Genomic DNA, 23,461 nt, shown 5'->3' with positions numbered 1-23,461 from the left:
CGGCCTCCTCACGTTGGTGGACTCCCCGGCCGCTTTCCGGTCGGGCGAGTCACGACCGGACAACCACCTGACAGACGGGGAGTCCGCTGAACACCACATCACGTTCCGTGCCCGGAACACAACTCGTTCAGCCGTTTGTCTTTCAGTCAACGCGAATTGCACGATTTCGTGCGTTATGCACGTGCATTTGGGGTATGCAAACGCCCTGGTCAGCGGGCGATACAGGTGGCCAGATGGTCGTTCACAATGCCTGTCGCCTGCATCAATGCGTACGCCGTTGTAGGCCCGACGAAGACAAATCCGTTCTTCTTCAGGGCCTTCGACATCGCGACCGATTCCGGTGTTGTCGCGGGCACGTCGCCGAGCTTCTGCGGCACCTTCTGGGTGGCCGGCTGGAAGCTCCACAGCAGCTCGGTGAACGCGCCCTCGTCGAGCTCGAGCAGGGCGCGGGCGTTCGAGATCGTCGCGTTGATCTTGAGCCGGTTGCGCACGATGCCCTGATCGGCCATCAGCCGATCGAAGTCGTCGCTGCCGAACTTCGCGATCACCTCGGGATCGAAGTGCGCGAACGCCGTCCGGAAGTTCTCCCGCTTCCGCAGGATCGTGATCCACGACAGCCCCGACTGGAACCCCTCGAGGGTCATCCGCTCGAAGAGCCCGCGGTCGTCGCGGATCTCCTTACCCCACTCGGTGTCGTGGTACTCGACGTACTCCGGTGCCGAAGTCGCCCAGCCGCATCGCGGTTGCCCGTCGTCGCCGATGACCGTCATGCCGCGACCTCCTTGACCAACCGCTTCAACGAGATCCGCATCATCACCTCGAACGCGGGGCGCACGATCGGCCAGGCCAGGCGGCCGAGTTTGCCGAAGGGTGGGATCACGTCCTCGGACCAGGTGAAGACGCTGGATCCTTTTGACGTCTGTTCGACGGCGAAGGTGCCGGTGCCGCGGACGATCTTGCCGAGGTGTTTGACCGTGCACTCGTTCGGCGGATCCCAGTGTGTGATGACCATGTCGTCAGTGAACCCGATGCCACCGACAGAAGTGCGCGCCGCGACTCCGCCGCCGATCCCTCTGCCGTCCTGGTCTGTTGCCCAGACCCGTGTGAACAACATCCAGCGCGACTGTCGCGGCCAGTCCGCGACGACATCCCAGGCGTCCTGCAGGTCCAGCTCGAGTTCGATACTCGCCTCGGCGTGACAGCTGCCGTCGGGTGTCATCAGCTAGGACGCTGGTACGCCGACTGCTCCGGAGGCGCGCTGTGCCGCCCCTGAGCCCCCGGATCGCCCGCAGGTGGTTCCCACCTCTGCCACCCCTCCTGCTCGTCTCCCGGCCCCTCCTGCTGCCCGTTGCCACCCGGCTGCACCCAATGAGGCATCGGCGGTCCCTGCGGAGGTGCCGCAGGCTGTTGGCCGGACTGCTCGTACGGCGAGGTCTGACCCTGCGGCTGCTGGCCGGAAGCCGCCTGCTCCTGGTACGCCGAGGGCTGCCACTCCTGTCGCTGATACGGCGACTGCTGCTCAACACCCTGGTACGGCGACGACTGGCCCTGCTGTCGAGGAACGGGCTGCCCCTGCGGCGCTTGGTACGGCGAGGGCTGTCCCTGCGACTGCTGATAGCCCGCCGCCTGTCCCTGGCTCTGGTGGTCAGCAGCCTGCTCGGGCGCAGGAGCCTGGTGCGGCGCCTGAGGTGCCTGCTGGGGCACGGTGGGCTGCTGCGGTGCCTGGAGGGCTTGCTGGGGCGCGGCGGCCTGGTGCGGTGGCTGGGCCGGCTGCTGGTACGGCGTCGGCGCGGACGACCCCGGGCTCGGGAACTGCTGCCCCGGAGCCAACGCCCCCGGCTCCGGCTGCTCGTACGGCGCGGACTGCTCGTGCTGCGTCGACTCAGCCGACCGCTCGTACGGCGCAGGCTGAACCGGCTGCACGTACGGCGCAGGCTGAGTCGGCTGCTCGTACGGCGTGGACTGGGCCGGCTGCTGATACGCCGACTCGGTCCGGCCGGGCTGGAACTGTTCCGGAGCGGGCGCACCTTGTGCGGGCGCGGTGGGTTCCGGGAACTGATGGGGAGCGGGCGCACCCTGTGCGGGCTGCTGGGAAGCGGGGGCACCTTGTGCAGGAGATGTCGGCTGGTCGGGCTGCTGATAGGCCGCCAGTTCGGTATCGCCAGGCATCTGGAACCGCAGCGGAGCCGAAGCACCTTGCGCGGCCGGATCCTGGAACTGCTGAGTCGCGGGCGCGCCTTGTGTGGGTGCCGTGGGCTGCTGCGCCGGTTGGGCGGGCTGCTGGAACCAGGAGTCTTCGGCTGCTGGGGCCGGGGCGCCGAGGGCGTCGGGTGCCTGCGGGGCCGACCGCTCGGTTCCCGAGGCGGACTGATCAGTCGCCGGAGAGGCGGGCGGTTCCGTCGCCGGCGCGGCCTGCTCGTCCGCCGGAGCGGGCTGCTCGGTCGCCGACCAGGCCGGTCGCTCAGTCGCGGGCTGGTCGGTTGGGGTGGGGCGCTCTGTGGCTGGGCGGATGGCGGGGAGGCTGCCGGTGGTGGCTTCCAGGAGGGCGCGGGCCTCGGCTTGGAGGCGCTCGTACTCGTTGGCCGCTTCGGAGGCGGCTGTGGAGGGCGCGGACTCCGAAGCTGTCGGCTCGGTGGCAGGCGGGGGCGCGGCTTCGGCGGTCGGCTGCGGTGCCGGGATTCCGACTACTGGCAGCGTGACGCCGGGGGCGGCCGCGACTGGTGCAGGTGCCGGTACGGCGGACTCGGCCGGACCAGGCGCCGGCACGGCGGGCTCGGCCGGGGCGGGCGTCTCCGGCTCGGCTGGTACGGCGGGTTGTTCGGCGGTGTCGCGTACCGACGGGAAGTCGCCGCCGACCATGATGGGCGGCGTTGAGCCGGTGTCGTCGAAGTCGGCGGGGGTGTAGCGGGTGCGGGAGGCGAAGCCGTCGCCGTCGGGGGAATCGAGGATGGGGGCGACCGCTCGCTCCAGGTCGGCGATCCGGCGGTCGCGTTCGGCGACTTCGCGGGCTACTCGTTCGAGGAGGGTGTCGACCTCGTCCATCCGGTAGCCGCGCAGGCCGACGGCGAACCGGACCGACTCGATCTCGGTCGAGGTCAGCGCCTGCCGCGCGGGCACAGTCATGTCGGGGCGGTCGTCGTACGCCGGGCTCATGGCACCCCAACGTCCCGAGGCCACGACGGCGACAGCCCCGATCAACAACACCACGATCAACCCGAAGAACCACATCACGGGTCCGATCGTGCCATGCCGATCCAGTCACCCGCACAATCGGCGGGTCCCCGAGTCTCGATCCGCGGACCCCGGCTAGCTCCCGTCCGACCCGAGACGGCGCTCCTCGCGACGTTCGCGAGCGGCCGGGTTCTCCGCTTCGGCGACCTGCTGAGCAGCGGCCGACGCCGCCTCTTCAGCAGCGGCATCGGCGAGCTCGGCGGCCTTGATGATGTAGCTCACCGCCTCGTCAACGGAGTCGGTGATCGTGAACATGTCGAGGTCGGCAGCCGAGATCTTGCCGTCCGCGAGCATCGTCTCGCGCAGCCAATCGGCCAGCCCGCCCCAGTACGACGACCCGAACAGCACGACCGGGAACGACGTCACCTTGCGGGTCTGCGCCAGCGTGAGCGCCTCGAACAGCTCGTCCAGCGTGCCGAAACCACCGGGCATCACCACGAACCCCTGCGCGTACTTCACGAACATCGTCTTGCGCGTGAAGAAGTACCGGAAGTTCATCCCGATGTCGACCCACTCGTTCAGGCCGTTCTCGAAGGGCAGCTCGATGCCGAGCCCGACCGAGACCCCGCCGGCTTCGGAGGCGCCCTTGTTCGCCGCCTCCATCACGCCCGGCCCGCCACCGGTGATCACCGCATACCCCGACGCGACCAGCTTCCGCGCCAGCTCCTCGGCGGCCAGGTACATCGGGTCGTCCGGCTTCGTCCGCGCCGACCCGAACACGCTGATCGCCGCACCGAGCTCGGCGAGCATGCCGAAGCCCTCGATGAACTCCGACTGGATCCGCAGCACCCGCCACGGATCGGTGTGCACCCAGTCGGACGGCCCGCGGCTGTCCAGCAGCCGCTGCTCGGACGTGGAGTGCTGCACCTGGTTGCGTCGCATCACGACCGGCCCGCGCTGCTGGTGGCCGACCGGACGGTCGGGGTGGATCGAAGGTTCATCTGCCATGCCCCCAGGTTAGGACCTAGTGGCACGCACAGGCCGGTTCACGCCGGGTCGGTCAACCAACTCCTCAGCCGTTGTTCACACAACGAGATCTCCGCCTCCGGCACGAATTCATCCTGCTTGTGCGCGTACAGCGGGTCGCCGGGCCCGTAGTTCACCGCCGGTACGCCGAGCAGCGTGAACCGCGCGACGTCGGTCCACCCGAACTTCGGCTTCGGCTCACCCCCGACCACCTGCAGGAACGCGGCAGCGGCCGGCCGCTCCAGCCCGGGCAGTCCCCCGGGTGCCGAGTCCGTCACCACCACGTCGTACCCGGAGAAGACTTCACGCAGATGCGCCTCGGCCTCCGCCTCGGACCGGCTCGGCGCGAACCGGTAGTTGATCTCCACCGTGCACAGGTCCGGTACGACGTTCCCCGCGACCCCACCGGTGATTCCGACCGCGTTCAGCCCCTCGCGGTACTCCAGACCGTCGATCGGCACCCGCCGTGGCTCGTACGCCGCCAGTCGCGCCAGGATCTCCCCCGCCGCGTGGATCGCGTTGCGGCCCATCCACGACCGCGCCGAGTGCGCACGCTCGCCACGGGTGGTGACCTCGATCCGCATCGTCCCCTGGCAGCCCGCCTCGACCACTGCGTTCGACGGCTCCATCACGACCGCGAACACGCCTTCCAGCAGCTCAGGGTTCGACTGGGTCAGCTTGAACAGCCCGTTCCGCTCTGACTCGACCTCTTCGCAGTCGTAGAAGACGTACGTCACGTCCCGGTTCGGCTCGGCCAGCGTGGCCGCGAGCCGCAGCCCAACGGCGACTCCGCCCTTCATGTCGCACGCACCGAGCCCGTGGATCAGCCCGTCCGCGCGCCGCGCCGGCAGGTTGTCGTTCAGCGGGACGGTGTCCAGATGCCCGGCGATCACGATCCGCTCGGCCCGCCCGAGGTCAGTCCGCGCCACCACCGTGTTCCCGTGCCGGAACACCTTCAGATGCGAGTACGCCGACAACGCCGCCTCGACCTGGTCAGCCAGCGGCTCCTCGGTCCCACTCACCGAGGACACGTTCACCAGCGCCTCGGTCAGATCAGGTCCGGACAGGGTCAAGTCGAGCTGAGTCATGGGGCTAATGGTCCAAGAAGACGCAGAACTCGTTGCCTTCGGGGTCTGCGCAGATGTGCCAGCCGATCTCGTTGTCCCTGGGGCGCAGTAGCGTCGCACCGGCGTCCAGCACCGGCTGCAGCGCTGGTGCGCTGACATCCCAGTGCACGCGGTTCTTCGCGGTCTTCGGCTCGGGCACCGGCACGAACACCCAGTAGGTGAAGGGCAGACCGGGCACGTTCTCCAGCCAGTACCACGGGTTGTCCGGTGAGCTCCCGAGGTCACCGCCGACCACTCCGGCCCACCACTCGGCCTGTGCCTTCGCATCGACCGAGTCGACCACCAGCTCCATCAGCCGGTACGCCGGAACGCGCTCCCGCACGAATCCGCAGAACTCGCCGCCCTCCGGATCCGTCAGCACGGTCCAGTGCGGATGCTCCCCCTGGACAGTCGCCCCGGCCGCGACCAGGTCGTCGATCGACGAGGTGTGCACGTCGAGGTGGACCCGGTTCTTGGTCGTCCGTGGGTCGGGGACGACGTTCATCCAGATCGTTTTCTCGGGCGTGTCGCCGAGCAGCACGGTCGGATTGTCGGCCGGCACGGTCAGCCCGAGCACGTCCGCCCAGAACGCCACCATGGGACTCGACGCGTTCGTGTCGATACACAAATCCTTGAACCGGGCCACCGTCATGCGATCAGGCTAGCCAAACTGACTTAGGGTCGTGGGCGACAACCTGGACGAAGGAGCGCTTGTGGCCCTGATCGACGTGAAGACCGCCGCGGCTCGGCTGAGCGCGCTGGTGGACGGCCTGGACGAGACCACCGCCCGGGGCGACTCCGTACTGCCCGGCTGGTCGCGCGGGCACGTGATCACCCACATAGCCAACTTCTCGCGAGCCATGACCCGCCAGGTCGAGTACGCCCTGCGCGGTGAGCTCGTCGAGGTGTACGACGGCGGCCGGCCCGCCCGTGACGCGGATATCGAAGCCGGGGCGCACCGCACGGCCGCAGAGCTCACCGCAGACCTCAACCAAGCACTCACCGACCTCCTGGCCGCCTGGGACCGCGTCGGGCCCGAGGACTGGTCCCGGCCGATCCTGCACCGCAACAGCACCCTGGCCCACGGCATCGACGCCACGTGGCGCGAGCTGCTCATCCACACCAGCGACCTGGGCCTCGCCGCCACCCCCGACGAGTGGCCTGCACCCTTCTGCGCCCACCTGCTCGACTTCCTGCGCCCCCGCACCCCCGACGGCATCCACCTGATCCTGCAGCCCTCAGACGGCCCGCTCTGGGAGAACGGCACCGGCGAGGACCACCTCCTCACCGGAACCCTCACCGCCCTCACCGCCTGGTACGCCGGCCGCGCCGAGATCGAAGGCGCACCAGAACTACTCCCCTGGCCGTAAACTGTTGTGCATTCCTGCGCACATCTGAATGATGTAGGCATGACTGCGCAGTGGACGTTCGTGCTCTGCGATGCCCTGGCGAAGGTGCATCCCACTCGGGACCCGCGTCCCGTGGCCGCCGCGACCCGATTCCAGGCGTTCCTCGGAGAGCCGGCGTCGTTCCAGCTCGCCTACCGCCCACCGCTCGACGATCCAGGCGCGCTGCGGGTGCGCGTCGAGGGCTCGGCGGCTGACCTGGTCAGGGTGTCGAGCGTGGACCTCGTGCACTGCGACCTGCTGGCGTTCCCCGAGCACGACGACGGCTACGAATTCGACGAGCCCGGGCTGTACCCGGACGTGCTGCGGCCAATCCCCAGCGGCGAGGCTTCGGTGCGCCCCGGCGAGTGGGCGGCGCTCTGGTTCGACGTGAGCACCACCGACGCCGCACGGGCCGGTCGCCACGAGCTGACCGTCGTACTGAGTGCACCCGACGGGACTGAGTTGCACCGGCAGCAGGTCACCGTCGAGCTCACCGGAATCGAGCTACCGGCACTCGACATCGTGTCGAGTCACTGGATGCACGTCGACTCGCTGGCTGACCACTATGGCGTCGAGGTGTTCAGCGAAGAACACTGGGCGCTGCTCGACCGCTTCATGGCGTCAGCGGCCGAGATGGGCGCGACCTCACTGCTCACGCCGGTCTGGACACCACCTCTCGACACAGCGGTCGATTCGTACCGCACCGTCGTACAGCTCATCGACATCACCACCACGGACGACGGATACCGCTTCGGCTTCGACAAGCTGCGCCGCTGGCTCGAGCTATGCCGACGGAACGGGATCACGGGTGTCGAGGTCGCACACCTGTTCACGCAGTGGGGCGCGAAGGCCACGCCCGGCATCGTGGTGGACGGCGACCGCGCCTTCGGCTGGGACGTCGATGCGACAGATCCGCAGTACCGGCAGCTGATGGAGGCACTGTTGCCGGCACTCCAGGCAGTGCTCGACGAGGAGTGGGACCGCGACCACGTGGTCTTCCACATCTCCGATGAGCCCTCAGGAGAAGAAGGTCTCGCCAGCTACCTCGCAGCAAAGGCTGTCGTCGCCGATCTGCTGAAAGGCTGGACACTCGTCGACGCTCTGAGCGAGCACTCGTTCTGGACGTCAGGAGCCGTCCCGCTGCCCGTCGTCGCCACCGATCACGTCGAGCCGTTCCTCAAAGAGCGCCCGGAGCGCCTCTGGGTTTACTACTGCGTCAGCCAGAACCGCGACGTCGCGAACCGCTTCATTGGCATGCCCTCCGCACGCAACCGCGCCATCGGCCACCAGCTCTTCGCATCAGGCGTAGACGGCTTCCTGCACTGGGGTTTCAACTTCTGGTACACCCAGTACTCCGTCCGGCAGGTGGATCCGTTCACCGAGACCTCAGCCGGTGGCGCGTTCCCGTCCGGGGACCCGTTCATCGTCTACCCCGGCACCGACGGTACGCCGTGGCCGTCGCTCCGCCACCGCGTCTTCGCCCAAGCGATCTGGGACCACCGCGCGCTCCAAGCCGTCCGCGCCCGGCACGGCCTCGACGCGGCACTCGACCTGATCGACCCGGACCGAACACTGCGCTTCAACCGGCCAGTGCTCGACCCGGATCACTACTACCAAGCCCGTCAACGCATGGTGGCCGCACTCACTTAAGACCGGTCGTCTTCATCGCATCGACCAGTCGCTTCTGACCGGCGACGAACACCACGACAGTCGGTACGGCGGCGATCACGGCCGCCGCGAGGATGAGGTTCCAGGCGGAGGCGTACTGCCCCTGCATGCCGGAGACGCCGAGCTGGATGACGCGGAGGTCCGGATTGCGAGTGATGGTCAGCGGCCAGAGGAACGCGTTCCAGTTGGCCAGGAAGAACAGCACCGACAGTGAGGCGAGTACCGGACGACTCAGCGGCAGGATGACACTCCAGTACCGTCGCCAGTAGCCGCAGCCGTCGAGGTCGGCTGCTTCCTCCAGCTCACGAGGGATGTTCAGGTAGTACTGGCGGAGCAGGAAGATGCCGAAGGCATGGAAGATGCTCGGCACGATCAGACCGGCATAGCTGTCCAGTAGGCCGAGCTGCTTCGCGACCAGGAACAGCGGTACCAGGATCACCGGCAGCGAGACGAGCAGCGTCGACATGATGCCGGAGAAGATGATCCCGCGGCCCGGGAACCGCAGCCGGGCCAGTGCGTACGCCGCCATCGAGTGGAAGAACAGTGCGATCACGGTCACCGCGACCGAGACGATCGCCGAGTTCAACATGAACCGCGGCATCGGGATCTTCAGCAGCACGTACTGCAGATTGTCCAGCGTCCAGGTCGACGGCCAGCCGAAGTTGAAGACGTCTTCGGCTGGTTTGAGAGCACTGATCACAATCCAGAGCAGTGGTAACACCGCGATGATCGCGAGCACATGGGCGACGATCGGCAGGACCCTAATCCTCATCGAATCGGCCTCCTCGGGTGACACCGAACATCAAGCCGGTACAGAGCACGAGGATCGCGACGACCACGGTGGTCAGCGCGGCGGCGTACCCCATGTTGTTGAAGGTGAACGCCTGCTCGTAGATGTAGAGGACGACCGTGCTGGTCGCGCGCGCCGGACCGCCCTTGGTGAGCACGAAGACCAGGTCGAAGGCCTGCAGACCGGTGACCGCGCCGATCGTCGAGTTCACCACCACGAAGAAGCTGGTCGGGCGGAGCAGCGGCCAGATCACGAACCGGAACCGTTGCCAAGGGCCCGCACCGTCGATCGAAGCTGCGTCCTCGAGCTCGCGAGGCACGTCCTTCAGCCCGGCCAGGAAGACGAGCATCTGATAGCCCATCAGGAACCAGACGCTGATCACCACATAGGTGCCGAGGGCAAGGGACGGCGTACCGAGGAAGGACACGTCGCCGAGACCGAGTGGTGCGAGCAGCTTGGACAACGCGCCGCGCTTGTCAACCAGCAGGAACTGCCAGATCAGACCGACCACGACCAGGCTGACCACGTTCGGCAGGAAGAACGCCGAGCGCACCCAGCCGATCCCTTTGAAATGGTTGCGCACCAGCATGGCCAACGCGAAGCTGACCACGAACGCGATCGGGACGAAGGTGACCACGTAGATCGCGGTCACCTTCAACGAGGCGAGCAGCTGGTCGTCGCCGGCCATCAGCTTGTAGTTCGCCAGACCGACGTACTGATAGTTGCCGAAGCCATCGACCTTGAAGAACGCGACGCCGAACGCGAGCACCATCGGCAGCGCGACGAAGATCAGCAGACCGAGCGTGTCCGGCGCCAGGAACGCGTACGCCGCCAGCGCCTCCCGCCGCTTCCGTGTCATCCCCCGCTTCTGCGCCGGCAACGCCCGCGCAACCGGCTTGGACGGTGGAGCTGTTGTGGTCACCATCAGCTGATCGGCGCGCCCTGGTAGGTCTTCAGGAAGGTGTCGATCCGGGCCGCCGCGTCAGCCGCCGCCTTGGCCGGGTCGGCGGCGTTCAACTGGCAGGCCTGGATGGCATCCGCGATCGGCTGATAGACCTCCGGTGGGAACCGCGGTTCCGGCTTTCCGGTCGGCGCGATCTCGCTGACGAACTTCTTCAGCGCACCATCCGCGAAAGCCCCCTTCGCGTCAGCCGCCGCCTGGACCGACTTCCGCGGCGGCACATTGGTCTTGACCACCGTGTTCCATTGCCGCTGCCGCTCAACCCCGGCTGCGTCCGTCGAACCAAGCGCCCACGCGATGAACTTGGCCGCCGCCTCCGGGTTCTTCCCCTTCGAGTTGGCCACGAACGCCCAGCCGCCGAGGTCGGTGGCCGCCTTGCCACCACTCGGAGTCGGATGCGGAATGATGCCGTACTTGAAGTTCTTCGCCTTGGCGCGCATATCCGCGACCGCCCAGATGCCGCTCTGCTGCATCGCGGCCGCACCGGAGCCGAGGTTCGAGACCACGTCACCACCGCCGTCGCCAAGCGCCTTGCGCGGGGCAACCTTGTTCTGAATGGTGTCCTGCCAGAACTTCAACGCCTGTACCGCGGCCGGCGAATCGAACGCGACCTTTCCGTCCTTGATCGGCGTACCGTCCCCCTGCCAAAGGAACGGGTACCAGGTGAAGTTCTGGTAGTACCCCGGCAGCGTTTCGAACATCACGCCGTACCGGTCCTTGCCGGTGAGCTTCTCGGCGACCGCGAGCGTTTCGTCCCACGTCTTGGGCAGGTCGGCCTCGGACAGACCGGCCTTCTCGAAGGCGGTTTCGCTGTAGTACATGGCCAATGGCTCGATCTCCATCGGCAGTCCGTAGACCTTGCCGTCCACACTTCGCGCCTCGAGCAGTCCCGGGAGGTAGTCGGCCTTGGATTCGGGCGACAGCGCCGAGCCGAGGTCCTGCAGGACGTTGCCGTTGTAGTAGCGCAGGAAGTCGCCCGGGCTGATCAGGAAGATGTCGGGGCCCTGTCCGGACTGGAACGCGGTCTGCAGCGTGGTCCCGTTCAGGTAGTCCTTGCCGGGGATGTAGCGCAGCTTGACCTTGACGTCGTTGTTCTTGTTCCACTCGTCGACGACCGAGACGAACCACTTGCTCTGCGGTCCTTGGTCGTCGGACGGGCCGTAGAAGTTCCAGAACGACATCTCCTTGCCGTCACCGCCGGACGAACCTCCGCAGGCCGACAACAGCGGTATGGCGGCGAAAGCGCCGAGCAGCGTACGGCGGCTCAGGCGGGCAGGGGGAAGTGTGGCGACCATCAGCTGCTCCAGGGGTGGGCAATCGATTTCTCGCAATCTACGATCGGGAGCTGAGCCGGTCAAGACCAGAGCCGCTGTCGATCCGCCCGAATCCGGAGTGATTGGTCTATCCGCAAGGGTTTCAGCCAGGAATCAGCCGTTGACACTCCGCAGGCGCACTCCCTACTCTGCGTCTACTCGATGGAAATCGATTTCTCACTATCGGAGGGTTTCGGGGATGCCAGTTGTGCCGGACCGGGTCGCCCGCGGTCTCCAGGCAGCACGGACAGCGATCGAGACCGAGGCCGCGGCCGTGTCGGCACTGGCCGACCGCCTCGACGGCGTCTTCCTCGACGTACTGATCGCTGTTGCCGCTTGCGAAGGGCATCTGGTGGTGACCGGGCTCGGGAAGTCCGGGCTGGTCGGGCGGAAGATTGCGGCCACGCTGGCAAGCACCGGTACGCCGGCCACTTTCATCCACTCCGGTGATGCGCTGCACGGCGATTCCGGCGCGGTCACTTCGCGGGATCTCGTCCTCGCGTTGTCCGCATCCGGCGAGACGGCCGAGGTCTGTGCGTTCGCCCGGATGCTGCGCGAGCGCGGGATCTCGGTGATCGCGATGACCGGTGCCGAGAAATCGACGCTGGCCCGATTGTCGACGTACACGCTGGACACGATGGTGCTGCGCGAGGCCGATCCGCTGAACCTGGCGCCGACCGCGTCGACCACGGCCTCGCTGGCGATGGGCGATGCGCTGGCGTGTGCGCTCGTCGTACTGCGGGAGTTCGATCATCACGACTTCGCGCGGTTCCATCCGTCCGGTGCCCTGGGCAAGCGTCTGCTCGGGGAGGACGCATGAGGTACGACGTGTGCGTGCTCGGGTCGTTCATGAAGGACCTCGTCGCGTCGGCGGATCGGCGGCCGCTGCCCGGCGAGACGTTGCACGGGACCGGGTTCGCCGAACACCTCGGCGGCAAGGGCGTGAACCAGGCGATCGCCGCGGCCCGGATGGGCGCCCGGACGGCGATCGTCGGGACGATCGGCAGTGACCGGTACGGCGAGGAGTTCGTCGAACTGCTCGAGTCGGACGGGGTCGACACATCGTGGGTCGTCCGGCATCCGTCGCTGGGGACCGGGGTTGGGTTGCCACTCGTGCTGCCGGACGGCGGGAACTCGATCATCATCGTGTCGCGGGCCAATGCGGCGATCACGCCGACAGACGTTGAGGCGTTCGCCGACGTGATCACCGGCAGCCGGGTGCTCAGCGTTCAGCTGGAGCTGCCGATTGCGGCCAGCGCGGTCGCGTTGCGGCTGGCCGCGGCCGCTGGGGTCACGACGATCCTGACCCCGGCACCGGTCGGTCCGATCGATCCGCTCGTCGCGGCGGACGTCGACATCCTGGTCCCGAACGAGGTCGAGGCCGCGGCACTGACCGGACTGGACTGCGATGACGAGACCCAGGTGCCGGTGATCGCCCGGAAACTCGCGGACGAGTGGGATCTGCGGGGCTGCGTGGTGACACTCGGAGCACGCGGCGCGTTCGTCGTGGACCGATCGTCCGGCGCGGAGGTGTGGGTCGAACCGCACCGCGTGGCGACCGTCGACACAGTCGGTGCCGGCGACGCCTTCTGCGGCTCACTGGCCGCATCCCTTGCCTCCGGCGCCGACCTGATCGCCGCCGTACGCCTGGCCAACGCCGCAGGCGCCCTCTCCACCACCGTCAACGGCGCCGCCGCGTCCGCCCCCGCCCGCGCAGCCGCACTCGCCCTGCTGAACCAATGAGATCCTTGGCACTGGATCGGGGTTAGAGTGCGATCCAGACGGTTAATCGATCTCCAGCAGGGGGCGGGTATGACGACGATCTACGACGTCGCGCGTAGATCCGGTGTGTCCCCGGCGACGGTCTCCCGGGTACTCAGCGGCCGGCGCAACGTCGACCCGGAGCTGTCCGAGAAGGTCCGGGCTGCCGTGGCCGAGCTCGGCTACCGCCCGAACGGCGTCGCCCGGAATCTGCGCAAGTCCCGGACGAACCTGTGGGCCGTGGTCATCTCCGACATCGAGAACCCGTTCTTCACCTCGCTGGTGCGTGGGTTGGAGGACGTGGCGCAGACCGAGGGGTACCACGTCGTCCTCTGCAATTCCGACGAGGATCCGGCGAAGGAAGCGGCGTACGCGTCGGCTGTCCTGACCGAACAGATGGCCGGGGTCGTGATCTCGCCGACCTCGACCGCCGAAGGCGTCCAGCAACTCGCCGAGGCCAAGACCCCGATGGTCCTGATCGACCGCCGCGTCGACGGCGTCGAGGCCGACACCGTCCTGGTCGACAACGAACACGGCGCCCACGAAGGCGTCAAACACCTCATCGACGGCGGCTACCGCCGGATCGCCTGCATCACCGGCCCCCGCAAGGTCAGCACCGCCATGGACCGCCTGGCCGGCTACCGCTCCGCCCTCAAAGCCGCCGGCATCCGCTACGACAAGGACCTGGTCCGCCACGCCGACTTCCGCGAAGCCGGCGGCTTCGCCGCCATGGAATCCCTCCTGGCCCTCCCCGAACCCCCCGAAGCCCTCTTCGCCACCAACAACCTGATGACCGTCGGCGCCCTCGAATACCTGGCCCAAAAAGGCCTCCGCGCCCCCCAAGACATCGCCATCGTCGGCTTCGACGACATCCCCTGGGCCGACCTCGTAGTCCCCAGCCTCACCACCGTCGCCCAACCCACCTACGAACTAGGCCGAACCGCCGGCACTCTGTTGAAAGACCGCATCGCCTCCCCCGGCCGCCCACCCTCCACCGTCACCCTCCGCACCGAACTACACATCCGAGCCACCTCAGCCCCGAAATAAACGACACCGCTCCGCGGCGGGCTGGGTCGACTCTGGATCTTCGTTGCGTTTACTGCGTTTATTGCGGATACTTCGGATAGACGCCGGCGATGACAGGAGGAGACACCGTGGGGTCGGCCAAGATTGCTCAAGTGCTTCCGGACCCGTCCGAGGCCGCTACCGCAGACCTTGCTCTGCGCCGCATCACGCGTTATCTCTCCATGCATGCCGATGAACGCGAGCTTCGCGTCGTCGTCGATGGCGACCCTGACGAATCCCTTTCGCTCCCTCGCAGTGCGGTCGAGTTACTCGCTCGCGTGCTTGCGCATATGGCGGCGGGTCAGGGAGTCTCCGTCGTACCTGCGCATGCCGAGCTGACAACCCAGCAGGCAGCAGACCTACTGAACGTCTCCAGGCCATACCTCATCGGCCTCCTCGACACCGGTGACATCGAGTACCGCAAGGTCGGCAAGCACCGCCGGGTCCGCGCGGACTCACTGATGAACTACAAACGCAAGGACGACCAGGAACGTCGCGCCGCCGTCGACGAGCTGGCCGAGCTCGATCAGGACATGGACCTGTACTGACGTGCCGTTCATCGCCGTCTACGACGCCAACGTTCTCTACCCAAGCAGCCTTCGCGACCTTCTCATTCGCGTCGCACAGGCCGGGCTGGTGCAAGCCAAGTGGACCGACGCCATCCTGGACGAGACGTTTCGCAATCTGAAGAGCAATCGGCCCGACCTCGACTCAGCGCGGCTTGACCGCACTCGCCAACTCATGAACAAGGCAGTCCGCGACCCAGTGGTCACCGGCTTCGAGCCACTGATCGACGTGATCAGTCTTCCGGACGCCGATGACCGCCACGTCCTGGGTTCTGCGGACCTGTGCCACTCACCAAGTGCCGTCGTGGGCGGTTGTCGGTCGGTGGTTGAGCGTGCGGGAGACCGCCTCGTGGAGGTTGGTGAGTGGGGGCGGTCCGGGTGGGACGGTCAGGCGTGCGGGAGGGTGAGGATTTGGGGGCCTTCGGGGGTGATGGCGATGGTGTGTTCGGTGTGGGCTGTGCGGGCGCCGGTGGCGCTGCGGAGGGTCCAGCCGTCGGGGTCGGTGACGAGGTCGGCGGTGTCTTGCATGACCCAGGGTTCCAGGGCGAGGAGGAGGCCGGGGCGGAGTTTGTAGCCTCGGCCGGGGCGGCCGGTGTTGGCTACGTGGGGGTCCTGGTGCATGGTCGAGCCGATGCCGTGGCCCCCGAAGTCGGTGTTGATGGGGTAGCCGGCGGCGGTGAGGACGGTGCCGATGGCGTGTGAGATGTCGCCGATGTGGGCGCCGGGCTGGGCGGCGGCGATGCCGGCGGTGAGGGCGCGTTCGGTGGCGGCGATCAGGGCGAGGCTCTCGGCGGGCTGGGTGTCGCCGACGATGAAGCTGATGGCGGCGTCGGCGGCCACGCCGCCTTGGAGTACGGCGAGGTCGAGGGTCAGCAGGTCGCCGTCGGCGAGGGTGTGGTTCGAGGGCTTGCCGTGCAGTACGGCGTCATTCACGGCCGTGCAGATGTAGTGGCCGAAGGGGCCGCGGCCGAACGAGGCCTCGTAGTCGACGTAGCAGGACTGGGCGCCGGCGTCGGCGATCATCGCCTTGGTCCACTGGTCGATGTCGAGCAGGTTGGTACCGACCGTGGTCCGGCTCTTCAAGGTCTGCAGGATGGTGCCGACCAGGGCGCCGGTCTTCGTCGCCTGGGTGAGCTCGGTGGAGCTCAGGATCTCGATCATGCGGGCGTCCCTCTCACGCAACCAATAACTATACCGGTACTATAATCCCACCATGGTCAGGTTGCCCCTCACCCCCACCGAGATCGAGCGCGGACAGCGCCTCGGCGCCCTGCTGCGCCGCGCCCGAGGTGATCGTTCCATCCTCGACACCGCCCTCGACGCCGGCGTCTCCCCCGAGACCCTCCGCAAAATCGAGTCCGGCCGCGTCGCCACCCCGGCCTTCCCCACCATCGCCGCCATCGCCGACGTCCTCGACCTCTCCCTCGACGACGTCTGGACCGAGATCAACCCGCCCGAGCCCACCCCCCGCCGTACCCGCGAACGCCTCGCCTCGTAGCCCGGTGCCGAAACGAGCTGGGACGCGGTTGGCTCCACGGGACACCGAATGGGCGGTCTGTGTGCGTCTCGACGATGGCGGGATCCTCTTCTGGTGCGGCGAAGGCGCCACGAGGCGGAACTCCGGTTGGGGCCGGGAGTCGCAGGCGTATCGCTTTGCCGACCGCGGTAGCGCGGAGCAGTATGCGGCCGGCTGCCAGATCAACTCGCGCGCGAAGGAGTACCTCGTCGTGCGACTACCCCAACGCCGTTAGGCGGCGGCACTGTGGAGATCGAGCCATGGGTCGAGGAGTGGTGTGGGCGGGAGCTGGGGGCTCGGCCGGTTGAGGTGTTGTTGGCTGCTTCGGTGATGAGTGAGGTGTGGGGACTGCGGCTGGATGATGGTCGCAAGGTTGTGGTGAAGGCGCGGCCGCGTGGTGAGCGGGTGGCGACGTGTTTGGCGGTGCAGCGAGCGGCGGTTGAGGCTGGGTTGCCTTGTGCTCGCCCGTTGACCGGGGTGAGCGTGGTGGGCGACCGGGCGGTACATGCGGAGGAGTGGCGGTCTGGGGGTGAGGTTGCCCGGGGCAACGATGCCGGTACGGCGAAGCGGTCGGCCCGACTGTATTCCGCGGTGATGGAGGTGACGCGGCGACTGCAGTTGCCGCCGCCACTGCCTAATCCGGAGTGGGTCCGGTGGGATCACGACGGACCGGGCGAATGGCCGCCGAACGCGGTTCACGACACGAGGCCGGGTGCGGATTCGGTGCGGGCGGATCTGGTGGCGATCGCACGTCGGGCGCGACGGCGGTTGCTCAGAGCGGGCTCGATGCGACATGTACTCGGTCACGCGGACTGGGAAGCCCAGAACCTGCGCTGGCACGGGCACACGCCGTACGTCGTCCATGATTGGGACAGCGTCGCGTGGTTGCCGGAGCCCGCGTTGGTCGGTGCCGCCCCGGGCGCGTTCGCCAGTACCGAGATTCCCACGCTCGCCCCGCTGGTGAGTTCAGAGGCGTTTCTCGTTGCCTACCAGGAGGAACGGGAGTTCACCGCCGACGAACTAGAGGTCGCCTGGGCGGCGAGTCTCTGGCCGGCCCTCCACAACGCCCGCGCCGAAATCCTCTGGAACCACCCCCCAGTCGCCCTCACCGCCGTACTCGACCAAGCCGAACCCCGCCTCCAACACGCCGCCGCGTAGCCTCAACCTGCCGACGGACAGGACGTATACGCCGCCGGCGCACCCCAGCCGCCGGCGGTGAGCGGGGCGGGGCCGCCTACTGGGGTTGTACGTCCTGTCGATCGGAGGATCGCGCGGTTGGTGCTGGACACCTGGCCGGGATGGGTGGAGGCGGCTAGTGGAGGAGTTCTACCTGGGCCAAAGAGGCAGGGGTTGGGAAGGTTAGGCGGTAGTGCTGGTGGGGAGTTGGGGTGGGGATTTGGAAGGGGCGGAGTTGGTGGGGCCAGGGGAAGGTTTCGTTGGTGCGTTCGTCGAGGGTGGACCAGGTGGTGCCGTCGGGGGAGGCTTCCAGGCGCCAGGAGGTTGGGGCGTCGGCAGTGGCTGAGGTGAGGGTGTAGAAGGCTGCGGTTGCCGGGGCTGGGAGGGACCACTCGACAACTGAGACTGCGGCCGATGTGGCGGCGGTGTTGTCGAAGAGTGGGTTCGACGGATCCAAGGGGATCAGGTCGACCAGTGGTGCTGGGACCTCGGAGGAGAGGGACGGCGGGGATTGCAGGGTGCCCCAGTCGGAGGGTTCGGGGCCTAGGACGAACTCGACGAGCGAGGCCGATTGCAGGGCCGCGTCGGTGATTGATGCCACGGACAACGGTTTGCCGTCGACGCGGAGTTCTTGGACGTACGGGTGGTCCACGTCCGAGGCCGTGATGACCAGTGGGGTTCCGCCGATGGGTGCGACGGTGACGCGCGGGAAGAGGGGCGAACCGATGGTGTACTCGGGAGCACCGACGCGCAGGGGATAGAGACCGAGGGCGGCGAAGAGGTACCAGGCCGACATCTCGCCGTTGTCCTCGTCGCCGGGATAGCCCTGGCCGATCTGTTCGCCGACGTACAGGCGGTCGAGGACCTCGCGGGCGATGGCCTGGGTCTTGTGCGGGGCGCCGGCGTAGTTGTACATCCAGGCGATGTGGTGGGCCGGCTGGTTGCTGAAGCCGAACTGGCCCATCCGGACGGCCTGGGCCTCGAGCATCTCGTGGATGACGATGTCGTAGGAGCCCTTCTTCGTGGCCAGTTCCGGCGTCGCGAAGAACTCGTCGAGCTTGGCCTCGAGGCCGCTCGGACCGCCGTACAGGCCGGCCAGGCCGCGGGGGTCGTGGGCGACGTGGAAGGCGAAGTTCCAGCCGTCGGTCTCGGTGAAGTCGCCGCCCCACTCGCAGGGGTCGAACTCATCCGGCGTCTGCGCGAAGGACCCGTCCGGCCGCCGGCCCTGGAAGAATTTGATCGCCGGGTCGAAGAGCAGCACGTAGTTCTGCGAACGCCGGTACAGGTACGCCGCTTCCTCCCGCAACCGCTCGCGGCGAAGCTCGCCAACGCTGGGGTCGTCCGCCAGCCGCGAAGCCATCGCCGCGAGACCGAAGTCGTTGAGGTACGCCTCCAGCGACCAGGACACGCTCTCCTCGGTGTCCGTGCTGACGTACCCGTTGAAGAATCCAGTCGTCGCGCCCTTCCGCCCGACCTCGGTCTCCGACGGTACGACGGTCGCGTTCCGCAGCCCGGCGTCGTACGTCGTCAACGGATCCGGCAAGGCGACCCCGCGCAGATAAGCATCGGCAAACGAGACATCCGACGAGGTCCCGGTCATACAGTCCGCGTACCCCGGCGAGGACCACCGCGCGATCCACCCACCATCGCGGTACTGCTGCACGAACCCGTCGACCAACTCCGCAGCCAGCGTCGGATAGAGGAACGCGTACGCCGGCCACGCGGTCCGATACGTGTCCCAGAACCCGCTGTTCACATACATCTTCCCGGGCTTCACGACCGCCTGCCCGTCCACGGTCGGGATGACCGGACTGGCATACGCGTACGACGGCGCCTCCGCCGTACCGGTGTTCTCGAACTGTGAGTTCGGGTAGAGGTTGAGTCGATAGAGGTTGCCGTAGACCGTGCGCAACTGCGGTTCGGTCGCGCCGTCGGGGCGGATCACCGCCAGCCGCTCGTTCCAGATCGCGTTGGCCGCCTGCTGAATCTCCTCGAAGGATCGACCCTCGAGCTCCAGCGACAGGTTGCGCCGGGCCTGGTCGACACTGATGAACGACGTCGCGATCCGCAGCGTCACCTCATCCTCGGAGAAGGTCGCCGCCCGCGCATTCGCCCGCCCGCCATCCGCAGGACCGAACGAAGGAAGCTCTGAAAAGACGCCGTAGCAGAACATCCGAGTCCGCCCGGTCTCCGCGCCGCTCTCGACCCAGCCGGTCAGCGCACCGTCGTCGTACGCGAACGCACCGTTCTCGTCGATCGTGTCGAAGACCAGATGCCGCCCGGCGGCGTCCGAAGGGAACGTGAACCGGAAGATCGCCCCATGATCGGTCGGCGCCAGCGCGGCCAGCAGACCGTTGGTGAAACGCACGGAGTAGAGATCCGGCCGAGCAACCTCGTCATCGTGACTGAACGCCGCCGCACGCGCCACCGGATCACCCAACGGCGTCGCAGCAGAAACCGGCATGATCGTCAGCTGGTCGCGGTCGCCCATCCACGGGCTCGGCTGATGCGAGAACGTCAGCCCCTGCAGCTCGGTCAGGTTGTCGGCGTTGTTCAGCCGGTGGTACTCGTACGCCCACCGGTACGTCGACGCGTCCGTCACCGGCGTGATGAAGTTGAACCCGTTCGGCCACGCGGTGATCGGCAGCGTGTTCCCGCGGGAGAAGGCGAAACTCGCGTTGGTTCCGCGCCGGGTGTCGACGTACTCGGCCAGGTCCGACCCATCGAGCCGCGGTGGCGCCGGCCCGATCTTCACGTCATCGATCCAGCCCATGAACGTCGTACCGGAGGCCGGTGCGTCAACGGTCAGTACGACGTCCGTGACCGTCTTCCCGGCCGCGACCGCGAGGTCCACCTGGACGTCGTTCCACTGGTTGGCGTACAGGATCTTCGCGGCGCCTTGCCCGAAGGCGTGGAACGCGGTCCCGTACTGATCCTCGGCCCCGAGCTCCGACAGCCGCGTCCCGTCGGTGAAAACCAGGTCCACCGCCACGTACGTCGCGTCGTACTCGAGCCGCTCGTCCAGCTCCGGATACACCTTGTAGCGCAGGCGTTCCCCACGCTGGATCACCCCAGCGGTCACGCTCAGCGACGCCTCCTGGCGCCCACCGGTAGTCCCGGCGTAACGCACCGCGTCCACGCTGCTGAAGCCTGCCTGCGGGCTCGTCGGGCCGCCCGGCCCTCCACCTGTCTCAAGGATCACGGCGGCAATGTTAGAACAATTAATGCGGCGGGTCAGGAGGGATGTTCCCATCCTGGATCCAGGCGACGTAGTCCCGAGCGCTCTCCTCGTCCGCCCGCAGCCGCAACCCGGCCGCCAGCGCGCGGCTGTTGTCCAGCCGGAAGAGCCCTTCGTCGGCCAGGTGGAAGCGATCCACAGCGGGCGCCCAGTCCATCGGCGCCGGATCCGGTACGACGGAACGCCAGGCGGCGGCCAATTCGGCCATCGTGCGGCTCGGGCCGACCACGTTGAACGGACCCGACAACTCCAGCAGCAGGAAGTCCGCGAGATCACGGGCATCGACGTACTGGACGGGTTGCGAAGGCGGTGCCGCCGACTCCATTCGGTTGCCGGCGGCAAGCGCCGTACCCCAGTTGCCGAAGTCCGGGTTGTACGGACCGACCACGAAACCAGACCGTACGGCGGCGGTCCGGTCGCCGAAGGTGGCTGCGAGCAACGATTCGCACCGCACTTTCGACGGCCCGTAAAGATCCATCGTGAATTCGTTGTCCGGGGCATCTACCGGCCAAGGGAGTAGCTCGCCGAATTCGTCCTGCCCCGGTGTCTTCCGGTCCGCGTAAACCGCGATGGACGACATGTACGTGTAGCGGCCGACCCGGTCCCGCAAGAGCTCGGCGCTCAACCGCACGTCGCGCACGAGAAAGCCGGACATGTCGATCACGCAGTCCCACTCCCCCACTGCCAGTGCCGACGGATCGGCGCGATCCCCGGTCAGTCGGCGGACCTCCGGGAACAGCCCGGGGTTCGTCGTACCGCGATTGAAGAGCGTGACGTCGTGGCCGGATCTTAGAGCCGCCTCGACCACATGCCGGCCGAGGTTCTTCGTGCCACCGAGAACCAGCAGCTTCACGACAACTGCTCCACGAGATCCGCCAGTTCGGTCAGCAGCGGGTCGATCCAGTCCGCCGACTCGGGGATCGTCTGCAAGCCTTCGGCGACCACGAAGTCGAGTGCCCGCAAGCAGAAGCAGGCACCGCCGACCAGGATCTGCCGGTCGACGAGAAATGGGTCTGCACCGGCAGCCTCGACGTACTGGGCGACTATCGGTCCGCGATCGTGGCCGAGGGCAACTGCTTCGCGGATCAGCGTGTACAAGTCGCTGAGGTGGGGTGCGAGATGGGCGAGCGGCCAATCGACCGCGGTCCAGCGAACCCCGTCGGTGACCAGGTTCTTCGGCACGAAGTCGCCGTGCACCACCCGCGACGGCGTCTGGTCGTGCAGGGTCGCGAGGGCTTCGGTCAGTGGCGACACGTCGAAGGTGATTCGCCCGATCCGGGCCGCCAGCTCCTTCACCCGCTCGGGTGGAAACTCGCTCGCGCCATCGACCGGCGCCGAACGGATCTCGGCGAGCAGCCCGGCCGCGGCGACTAAGCCCTCAGCCGTCGGTTCTTGCTCCAGCGTCACCCGCCCGACGTCCTCGAGCACCAGGACTTCGCCCGCGCCGTACAAGATCTGCGGCGCGGGCAGTTCCAGTGGGACCACGAATCGCTCGTACGCCGCCGACTCACCCGACTGCGTGTCCGTCCCGCGCTTCACGATCACACTGCGCAGGCCGTACGACAACCGCCATACCTCGGACGACGCCCACTGCCGCAGCAGCTCACCGTGCAGCGCCTCGACCTCCGGTGCTTGCGTCGCCTCGAGAACCGCGGGAGGAAGCCAAGCTGGAAGCATCCGACGAGTAGATCACGTCTGACCGGTCTGATGTCAGCTCAGACCGCTGGGTCGGAAGGACTTGTAGAGGGCCGGCATCGCGTCGATCATCGCCTGTTCGTACTCGACCGGATCATCGCGAACGAAGACCGTCGTCTGCCCATCACCGCCGAGGTCGAACTCGTACAGACCGTCCGCGGTGGCGCGGACCGTGCACGGGACCTGCTCGTTGCGGATCACGGTCTGCCCGGCCGACACCTCGGCGGCCGGAATGATCGCGTGGCAACCGTCAGTACGCCGTACCAGGACTCGACCCGCTACCTGCATCCAGACGGCGGTCTCGCGGACCGAGTGGGTGCGATGGTAGATGTCGGCCATCACGTCCGCCGGCGCATCCTCCTCGAGTGCGCGCAGGAAGTCGGGGCGCGAGGAGCCGCCGAGCGCGTAGCCGAGGTAGCGCCGCAGCCACGGATGCATGTCCTCGATCCACTTCAGATCCGGCAGCGTCCAGTGCTTGTTGTGGCTGTCGTACATGTCGTCGGCGGAGTGCGGGTAGAGCGAGAGCGGCAGACCGGCGTCGACGACCCGGATGATCGCCTGCGGGTCAACCGTCGTACTGGCAGACAGGTGGATCCGGGCGACCTTCTCGCGGAAGACCTCAGGCGCCCGGTTGTAGGCGACCGCCAGCGGCCGGGCCGACCCGAAGGACAGGAGGTGTACCGGTTCCGGGCTGTCCGCCAAGGCGTGAATGAGCAGCTCGATCCCCCGCTGCTGGGAGGGCGGAGCGTCACACATCCTGTCGTTCGGGTCACGCATCCGGGCGAACGGGCACCAGGCGAACGGGATCTCCCGGCCGAAGATGGCGTTCAGCTGGGTGACCGCGACAACGCCGGGATCGCGCGGGCCGACGAGCCCTGGGACCGATGACCGCTTCTCACCCAGGATCACCGCGCGCAGATCGACCTCGGGCAGGCCGTAGGCCATGAGCAGGTCGATGCCCGGATCCTCCGGCGGATGGAACAGGTCAGTGATGCTGATGACGGGGACGGTCATCTCAGCC

General features: G+C 67.5%; 23 protein-coding genes. 9 read left to right on the top strand and 14 right to left on the bottom strand.

Annotated features, from left to right (window positions below; all coding sequences use genetic code 11):
* Nucleotides 1-209 precede the first annotated feature (209 nt).
* From ACFTSF_RS17685 to ACFTSF_RS17660, 6 genes are all read right to left on the bottom strand, one after another.
* A complete protein-coding gene (locus tag ACFTSF_RS17685) occupies nucleotides 210-770 on the bottom strand; it encodes a DNA-3-methyladenine glycosylase I (protein ID WP_380154748.1) in 561 nt (186 codons plus the stop codon).
* Nucleotides 767-1,219 (bottom strand): SRPBCC family protein, encoded by a 453-nt coding sequence (locus ACFTSF_RS17680; RefSeq protein ID WP_380154747.1) that lies wholly within the window; start codon nucleotides 1,217-1,219, stop codon nucleotides 767-769. The genes ACFTSF_RS17685 and ACFTSF_RS17680 overlap by 4 nt, the downstream gene beginning before the upstream one ends.
* A complete protein-coding gene (locus ACFTSF_RS17675) occupies nucleotides 1,219-3,228 on the bottom strand; it encodes a DivIVA domain-containing protein (protein ID WP_380154837.1) in 2,010 nt (669 codons plus the stop codon). The genes ACFTSF_RS17680 and ACFTSF_RS17675 overlap by 1 nt, the downstream gene beginning before the upstream one ends.
* Nucleotides 3,229-3,306: 78 nt before the next feature.
* Nucleotides 3,307-4,179 (bottom strand): TIGR00730 family Rossman fold protein, encoded by an 873-nt coding sequence (locus ACFTSF_RS17670; protein ID WP_344151891.1) that lies wholly within the window; start codon nucleotides 4,177-4,179, stop codon nucleotides 3,307-3,309.
* Between the two features lie 38 nt (nucleotides 4,180-4,217).
* A complete protein-coding gene (gene dapE / locus ACFTSF_RS17665) occupies nucleotides 4,218-5,285 on the bottom strand; it encodes a succinyl-diaminopimelate desuccinylase (protein WP_344151888.1) in 1,068 nt (355 codons plus the stop codon).
* Between the two features lie 4 nt (nucleotides 5,286-5,289).
* On the bottom strand, nucleotides 5,290-5,955 hold the full coding sequence (locus ACFTSF_RS17660) for a VOC family protein (RefSeq protein ID WP_380154746.1): 666 nt from the start codon (nucleotides 5,953-5,955) through the stop codon (nucleotides 5,290-5,292).
* 61 nt (nucleotides 5,956-6,016) lie between these two features.
* Here ACFTSF_RS17660 and ACFTSF_RS17655 point away from each other — a divergent pair, with 61 nt between their 5' ends.
* Both ACFTSF_RS17655 and ACFTSF_RS17650 read left to right on the top strand, forming a co-directional pair.
* Nucleotides 6,017-6,673 carry a maleylpyruvate isomerase family mycothiol-dependent enzyme gene (locus tag ACFTSF_RS17655; RefSeq protein ID WP_380154745.1) on the top strand — a complete coding sequence of 219 codons (657 nt, stop codon included), beginning with the start codon at nucleotides 6,017-6,019 and terminating at the stop codon, nucleotides 6,671-6,673.
* Between the two features lie 39 nt (nucleotides 6,674-6,712).
* On the top strand, nucleotides 6,713-8,341 hold the full coding sequence (locus ACFTSF_RS17650; RefSeq protein ID WP_380154744.1) for a DUF4091 domain-containing protein: 1,629 nt from the start codon (nucleotides 6,713-6,715) through the stop codon (nucleotides 8,339-8,341).
* Here ACFTSF_RS17650 and ACFTSF_RS17645 read toward each other — a convergent pair.
* From ACFTSF_RS17645 to ACFTSF_RS17635, 3 genes are all read right to left on the bottom strand, one after another.
* Complete coding sequence (locus ACFTSF_RS17645) at nucleotides 8,334-9,131, bottom strand: carbohydrate ABC transporter permease (protein ID WP_344151876.1); 798 nt, start codon at nucleotides 9,129-9,131, stop codon at nucleotides 8,334-8,336. The two genes, ACFTSF_RS17650 and ACFTSF_RS17645, sit on opposite strands and share 8 nt — an antisense overlap.
* On the bottom strand, nucleotides 9,121-10,008 hold the full coding sequence (locus tag ACFTSF_RS17640) for a carbohydrate ABC transporter permease (RefSeq protein ID WP_380154743.1): 888 nt from the start codon (nucleotides 10,006-10,008) through the stop codon (nucleotides 9,121-9,123). The genes ACFTSF_RS17645 and ACFTSF_RS17640 overlap by 11 nt, the downstream gene beginning before the upstream one ends.
* 65 nt (nucleotides 10,009-10,073) lie before the next feature.
* On the bottom strand, nucleotides 10,074-11,405 hold the full coding sequence (locus tag ACFTSF_RS17635; RefSeq protein WP_380154742.1) for an ABC transporter substrate-binding protein: 1,332 nt from the start codon (nucleotides 11,403-11,405) through the stop codon (nucleotides 10,074-10,076).
* A gap of 217 nt (nucleotides 11,406-11,622) precedes the next feature.
* Between ACFTSF_RS17635 and ACFTSF_RS17630 the strand changes: the two genes are divergently transcribed.
* The 4 genes from ACFTSF_RS17630 to ACFTSF_RS17615 all read left to right on the top strand — a co-directional run bounded on the left by ACFTSF_RS17630 (nucleotide 11,623) and on the right by ACFTSF_RS17615 (nucleotide 14,797).
* Entirely contained in the window at nucleotides 11,623-12,243 is a 621-nt protein-coding gene (locus ACFTSF_RS17630) for an SIS domain-containing protein (RefSeq protein ID WP_380154741.1), read from the top strand.
* A complete protein-coding gene (locus ACFTSF_RS17625) occupies nucleotides 12,240-13,166 on the top strand; it encodes a ribokinase (protein WP_344151864.1) in 927 nt (308 codons plus the stop codon). Before ACFTSF_RS17630 ends, ACFTSF_RS17625 begins: the two co-directional genes overlap by 4 nt.
* A gap of 69 nt (nucleotides 13,167-13,235) precedes the next feature.
* Nucleotides 13,236-14,231, top strand: a complete 996-nt coding sequence (locus ACFTSF_RS17620) for a LacI family DNA-binding transcriptional regulator (protein ID WP_380154740.1) — start codon at nucleotides 13,236-13,238, stop codon at nucleotides 14,229-14,231.
* A gap of 89 nt (nucleotides 14,232-14,320) precedes the next feature.
* Complete coding sequence (locus ACFTSF_RS17615) at nucleotides 14,321-14,797, top strand: helix-turn-helix domain-containing protein (protein ID WP_380154739.1); 477 nt, start codon at nucleotides 14,321-14,323, stop codon at nucleotides 14,795-14,797.
* Nucleotides 14,798-15,202: 405 nt separating this feature from the next.
* Here the strand turns inward: ACFTSF_RS17615 and map are convergent, their stop codons facing one another.
* Entirely contained in the window at nucleotides 15,203-15,976 is a 774-nt protein-coding gene (map, locus tag ACFTSF_RS17610; RefSeq protein ID WP_380154738.1) for a type I methionyl aminopeptidase, read from the bottom strand.
* 52 nt (nucleotides 15,977-16,028) lie between these two features.
* Between map and ACFTSF_RS17605 the strand changes: the two genes are divergently transcribed.
* The 3 genes from ACFTSF_RS17605 to ACFTSF_RS17595 all read left to right on the top strand — a co-directional run bounded on the left by ACFTSF_RS17605 (nucleotide 16,029) and on the right by ACFTSF_RS17595 (nucleotide 17,489).
* A complete protein-coding gene (locus ACFTSF_RS17605; RefSeq protein WP_344151852.1) occupies nucleotides 16,029-16,313 on the top strand; it encodes a helix-turn-helix transcriptional regulator in 285 nt (94 codons plus the stop codon).
* A gap of 61 nt (nucleotides 16,314-16,374) precedes the next feature.
* On the top strand, nucleotides 16,375-16,566 hold the full coding sequence (locus tag ACFTSF_RS17600; protein ID WP_380154737.1) for a hypothetical protein: 192 nt from the start codon (nucleotides 16,375-16,377) through the stop codon (nucleotides 16,564-16,566).
* Between the two features lie 11 nt (nucleotides 16,567-16,577).
* Nucleotides 16,578-17,489 carry a hypothetical protein gene (locus ACFTSF_RS17595; RefSeq protein WP_380154736.1) on the top strand — a complete coding sequence of 304 codons (912 nt, stop codon included), beginning with the start codon at nucleotides 16,578-16,580 and terminating at the stop codon, nucleotides 17,487-17,489.
* 154 nt (nucleotides 17,490-17,643) lie between these two features.
* On the opposite strand, the gene ACFTSF_RS17590 is transcribed toward ACFTSF_RS17595, so the two are convergent.
* From ACFTSF_RS17590 to ACFTSF_RS17575, 4 genes are read right to left on the bottom strand one after another with little or no spacing between them, the layout of a single operon-like run.
* On the bottom strand, nucleotides 17,644-20,709 hold the full coding sequence (locus tag ACFTSF_RS17590) for a GH92 family glycosyl hydrolase (RefSeq protein WP_380154735.1): 3,066 nt from the start codon (nucleotides 20,707-20,709) through the stop codon (nucleotides 17,644-17,646).
* A 19-nt stretch (nucleotides 20,710-20,728) separates the two neighbouring features.
* A complete protein-coding gene (locus ACFTSF_RS17585) occupies nucleotides 20,729-21,598 on the bottom strand; it encodes an NAD-dependent dehydratase (RefSeq protein ID WP_380154734.1) in 870 nt (289 codons plus the stop codon).
* Nucleotides 21,595-22,422, bottom strand: coding sequence for a phosphotransferase family protein (locus ACFTSF_RS17580; protein WP_380154733.1), 828 nt, complete (start codon nucleotides 22,420-22,422; stop codon nucleotides 21,595-21,597). The genes ACFTSF_RS17585 and ACFTSF_RS17580 overlap by 4 nt, the downstream gene beginning before the upstream one ends.
* A gap of 33 nt (nucleotides 22,423-22,455) precedes the next feature.
* Nucleotides 22,456-23,454 carry a hypothetical protein gene (locus tag ACFTSF_RS17575; protein ID WP_380154732.1) on the bottom strand — a complete coding sequence of 333 codons (999 nt, stop codon included), beginning with the start codon at nucleotides 23,452-23,454 and terminating at the stop codon, nucleotides 22,456-22,458.
* Nucleotides 23,455-23,461 lie beyond the last annotated feature (7 nt).

Origin of the sequence: Kribbella sp. NPDC056951 (assembly GCF_042674205.1) — a bacterium.
GTDB lineage: Bacteria > Actinomycetota > Actinomycetes > Propionibacteriales > Kribbellaceae > Kribbella > Kribbella yunnanensis.
The sequence above is the reverse complement of the archived record's forward strand: the minus strand, read 5'-3'. Positions and strand labels throughout refer to the sequence as shown.

Bases quoted from the DNA above. Each gene is read 5' to 3' on its own strand.
- ACFTSF_RS17580 (WP_380154733.1), bottom strand. From the start codon at position 22,422: ATGCTTCCAGCTTGGCTTCCTCCCGCGGTTCTCGAGGCGACGCAAGCA.
- ACFTSF_RS17625 (WP_344151864.1), top strand. From the start codon at position 12,240: ATGAGGTACGACGTGTGCGTGCTCGGGTCGTTCATGAAGGACCTCGTC.
- ACFTSF_RS17640 (WP_380154743.1), bottom strand. From the start codon at position 10,008: ATGACACGGAAGCGGCGGGAGGCGCTGGCGGCGTACGCGTTCCTGGCG.
- ACFTSF_RS17635 (WP_380154742.1), bottom strand. From the start codon at position 11,405: ATGGTCGCCACACTTCCCCCTGCCCGCCTGAGCCGCCGTACGCTGCTC.
- ACFTSF_RS17670 (WP_344151891.1), bottom strand. From the start codon at position 4,179: ATGGCAGATGAACCTTCGATCCACCCCGACCGTCCGGTCGGCCACCAG.
- map (WP_380154738.1), bottom strand. From the start codon at position 15,976: ATGATCGAGATCCTGAGCTCCACCGAGCTCACCCAGGCGACGAAGACC.
- ACFTSF_RS17645 (WP_344151876.1), bottom strand. From the start codon at position 9,131: ATGAGGATTAGGGTCCTGCCGATCGTCGCCCATGTGCTCGCGATCATC.
- ACFTSF_RS17620 (WP_380154740.1), top strand. From the start codon at position 13,236: ATGACGACGATCTACGACGTCGCGCGTAGATCCGGTGTGTCCCCGGCG.
- ACFTSF_RS17650 (WP_380154744.1), top strand. From the start codon at position 6,713: ATGACTGCGCAGTGGACGTTCGTGCTCTGCGATGCCCTGGCGAAGGTG.
- ACFTSF_RS17660 (WP_380154746.1), bottom strand. From the start codon at position 5,955: ATGACGGTGGCCCGGTTCAAGGATTTGTGTATCGACACGAACGCGTCG.
- ACFTSF_RS17615 (WP_380154739.1), top strand. From the start codon at position 14,321: ATGACAGGAGGAGACACCGTGGGGTCGGCCAAGATTGCTCAAGTGCTT.
- ACFTSF_RS17605 (WP_344151852.1), top strand. From the start codon at position 16,029: ATGGTCAGGTTGCCCCTCACCCCCACCGAGATCGAGCGCGGACAGCGC.
- ACFTSF_RS17630 (WP_380154741.1), top strand. From the start codon at position 11,623: ATGCCAGTTGTGCCGGACCGGGTCGCCCGCGGTCTCCAGGCAGCACGG.
- ACFTSF_RS17680 (WP_380154747.1), bottom strand. From the start codon at position 1,219: ATGACACCCGACGGCAGCTGTCACGCCGAGGCGAGTATCGAACTCGAG.
- ACFTSF_RS17685 (WP_380154748.1), bottom strand. From the start codon at position 770: ATGACGGTCATCGGCGACGACGGGCAACCGCGATGCGGCTGGGCGACT.
- ACFTSF_RS17575 (WP_380154732.1), bottom strand. From the start codon at position 23,454: ATGACCGTCCCCGTCATCAGCATCACTGACCTGTTCCATCCGCCGGAG.
- dapE (WP_344151888.1), bottom strand. From the start codon at position 5,285: ATGACTCAGCTCGACTTGACCCTGTCCGGACCTGATCTGACCGAGGCG.
- ACFTSF_RS17675 (WP_380154837.1), bottom strand. From the start codon at position 3,228: ATGTGGTTCTTCGGGTTGATCGTGGTGTTGTTGATCGGGGCTGTCGCC.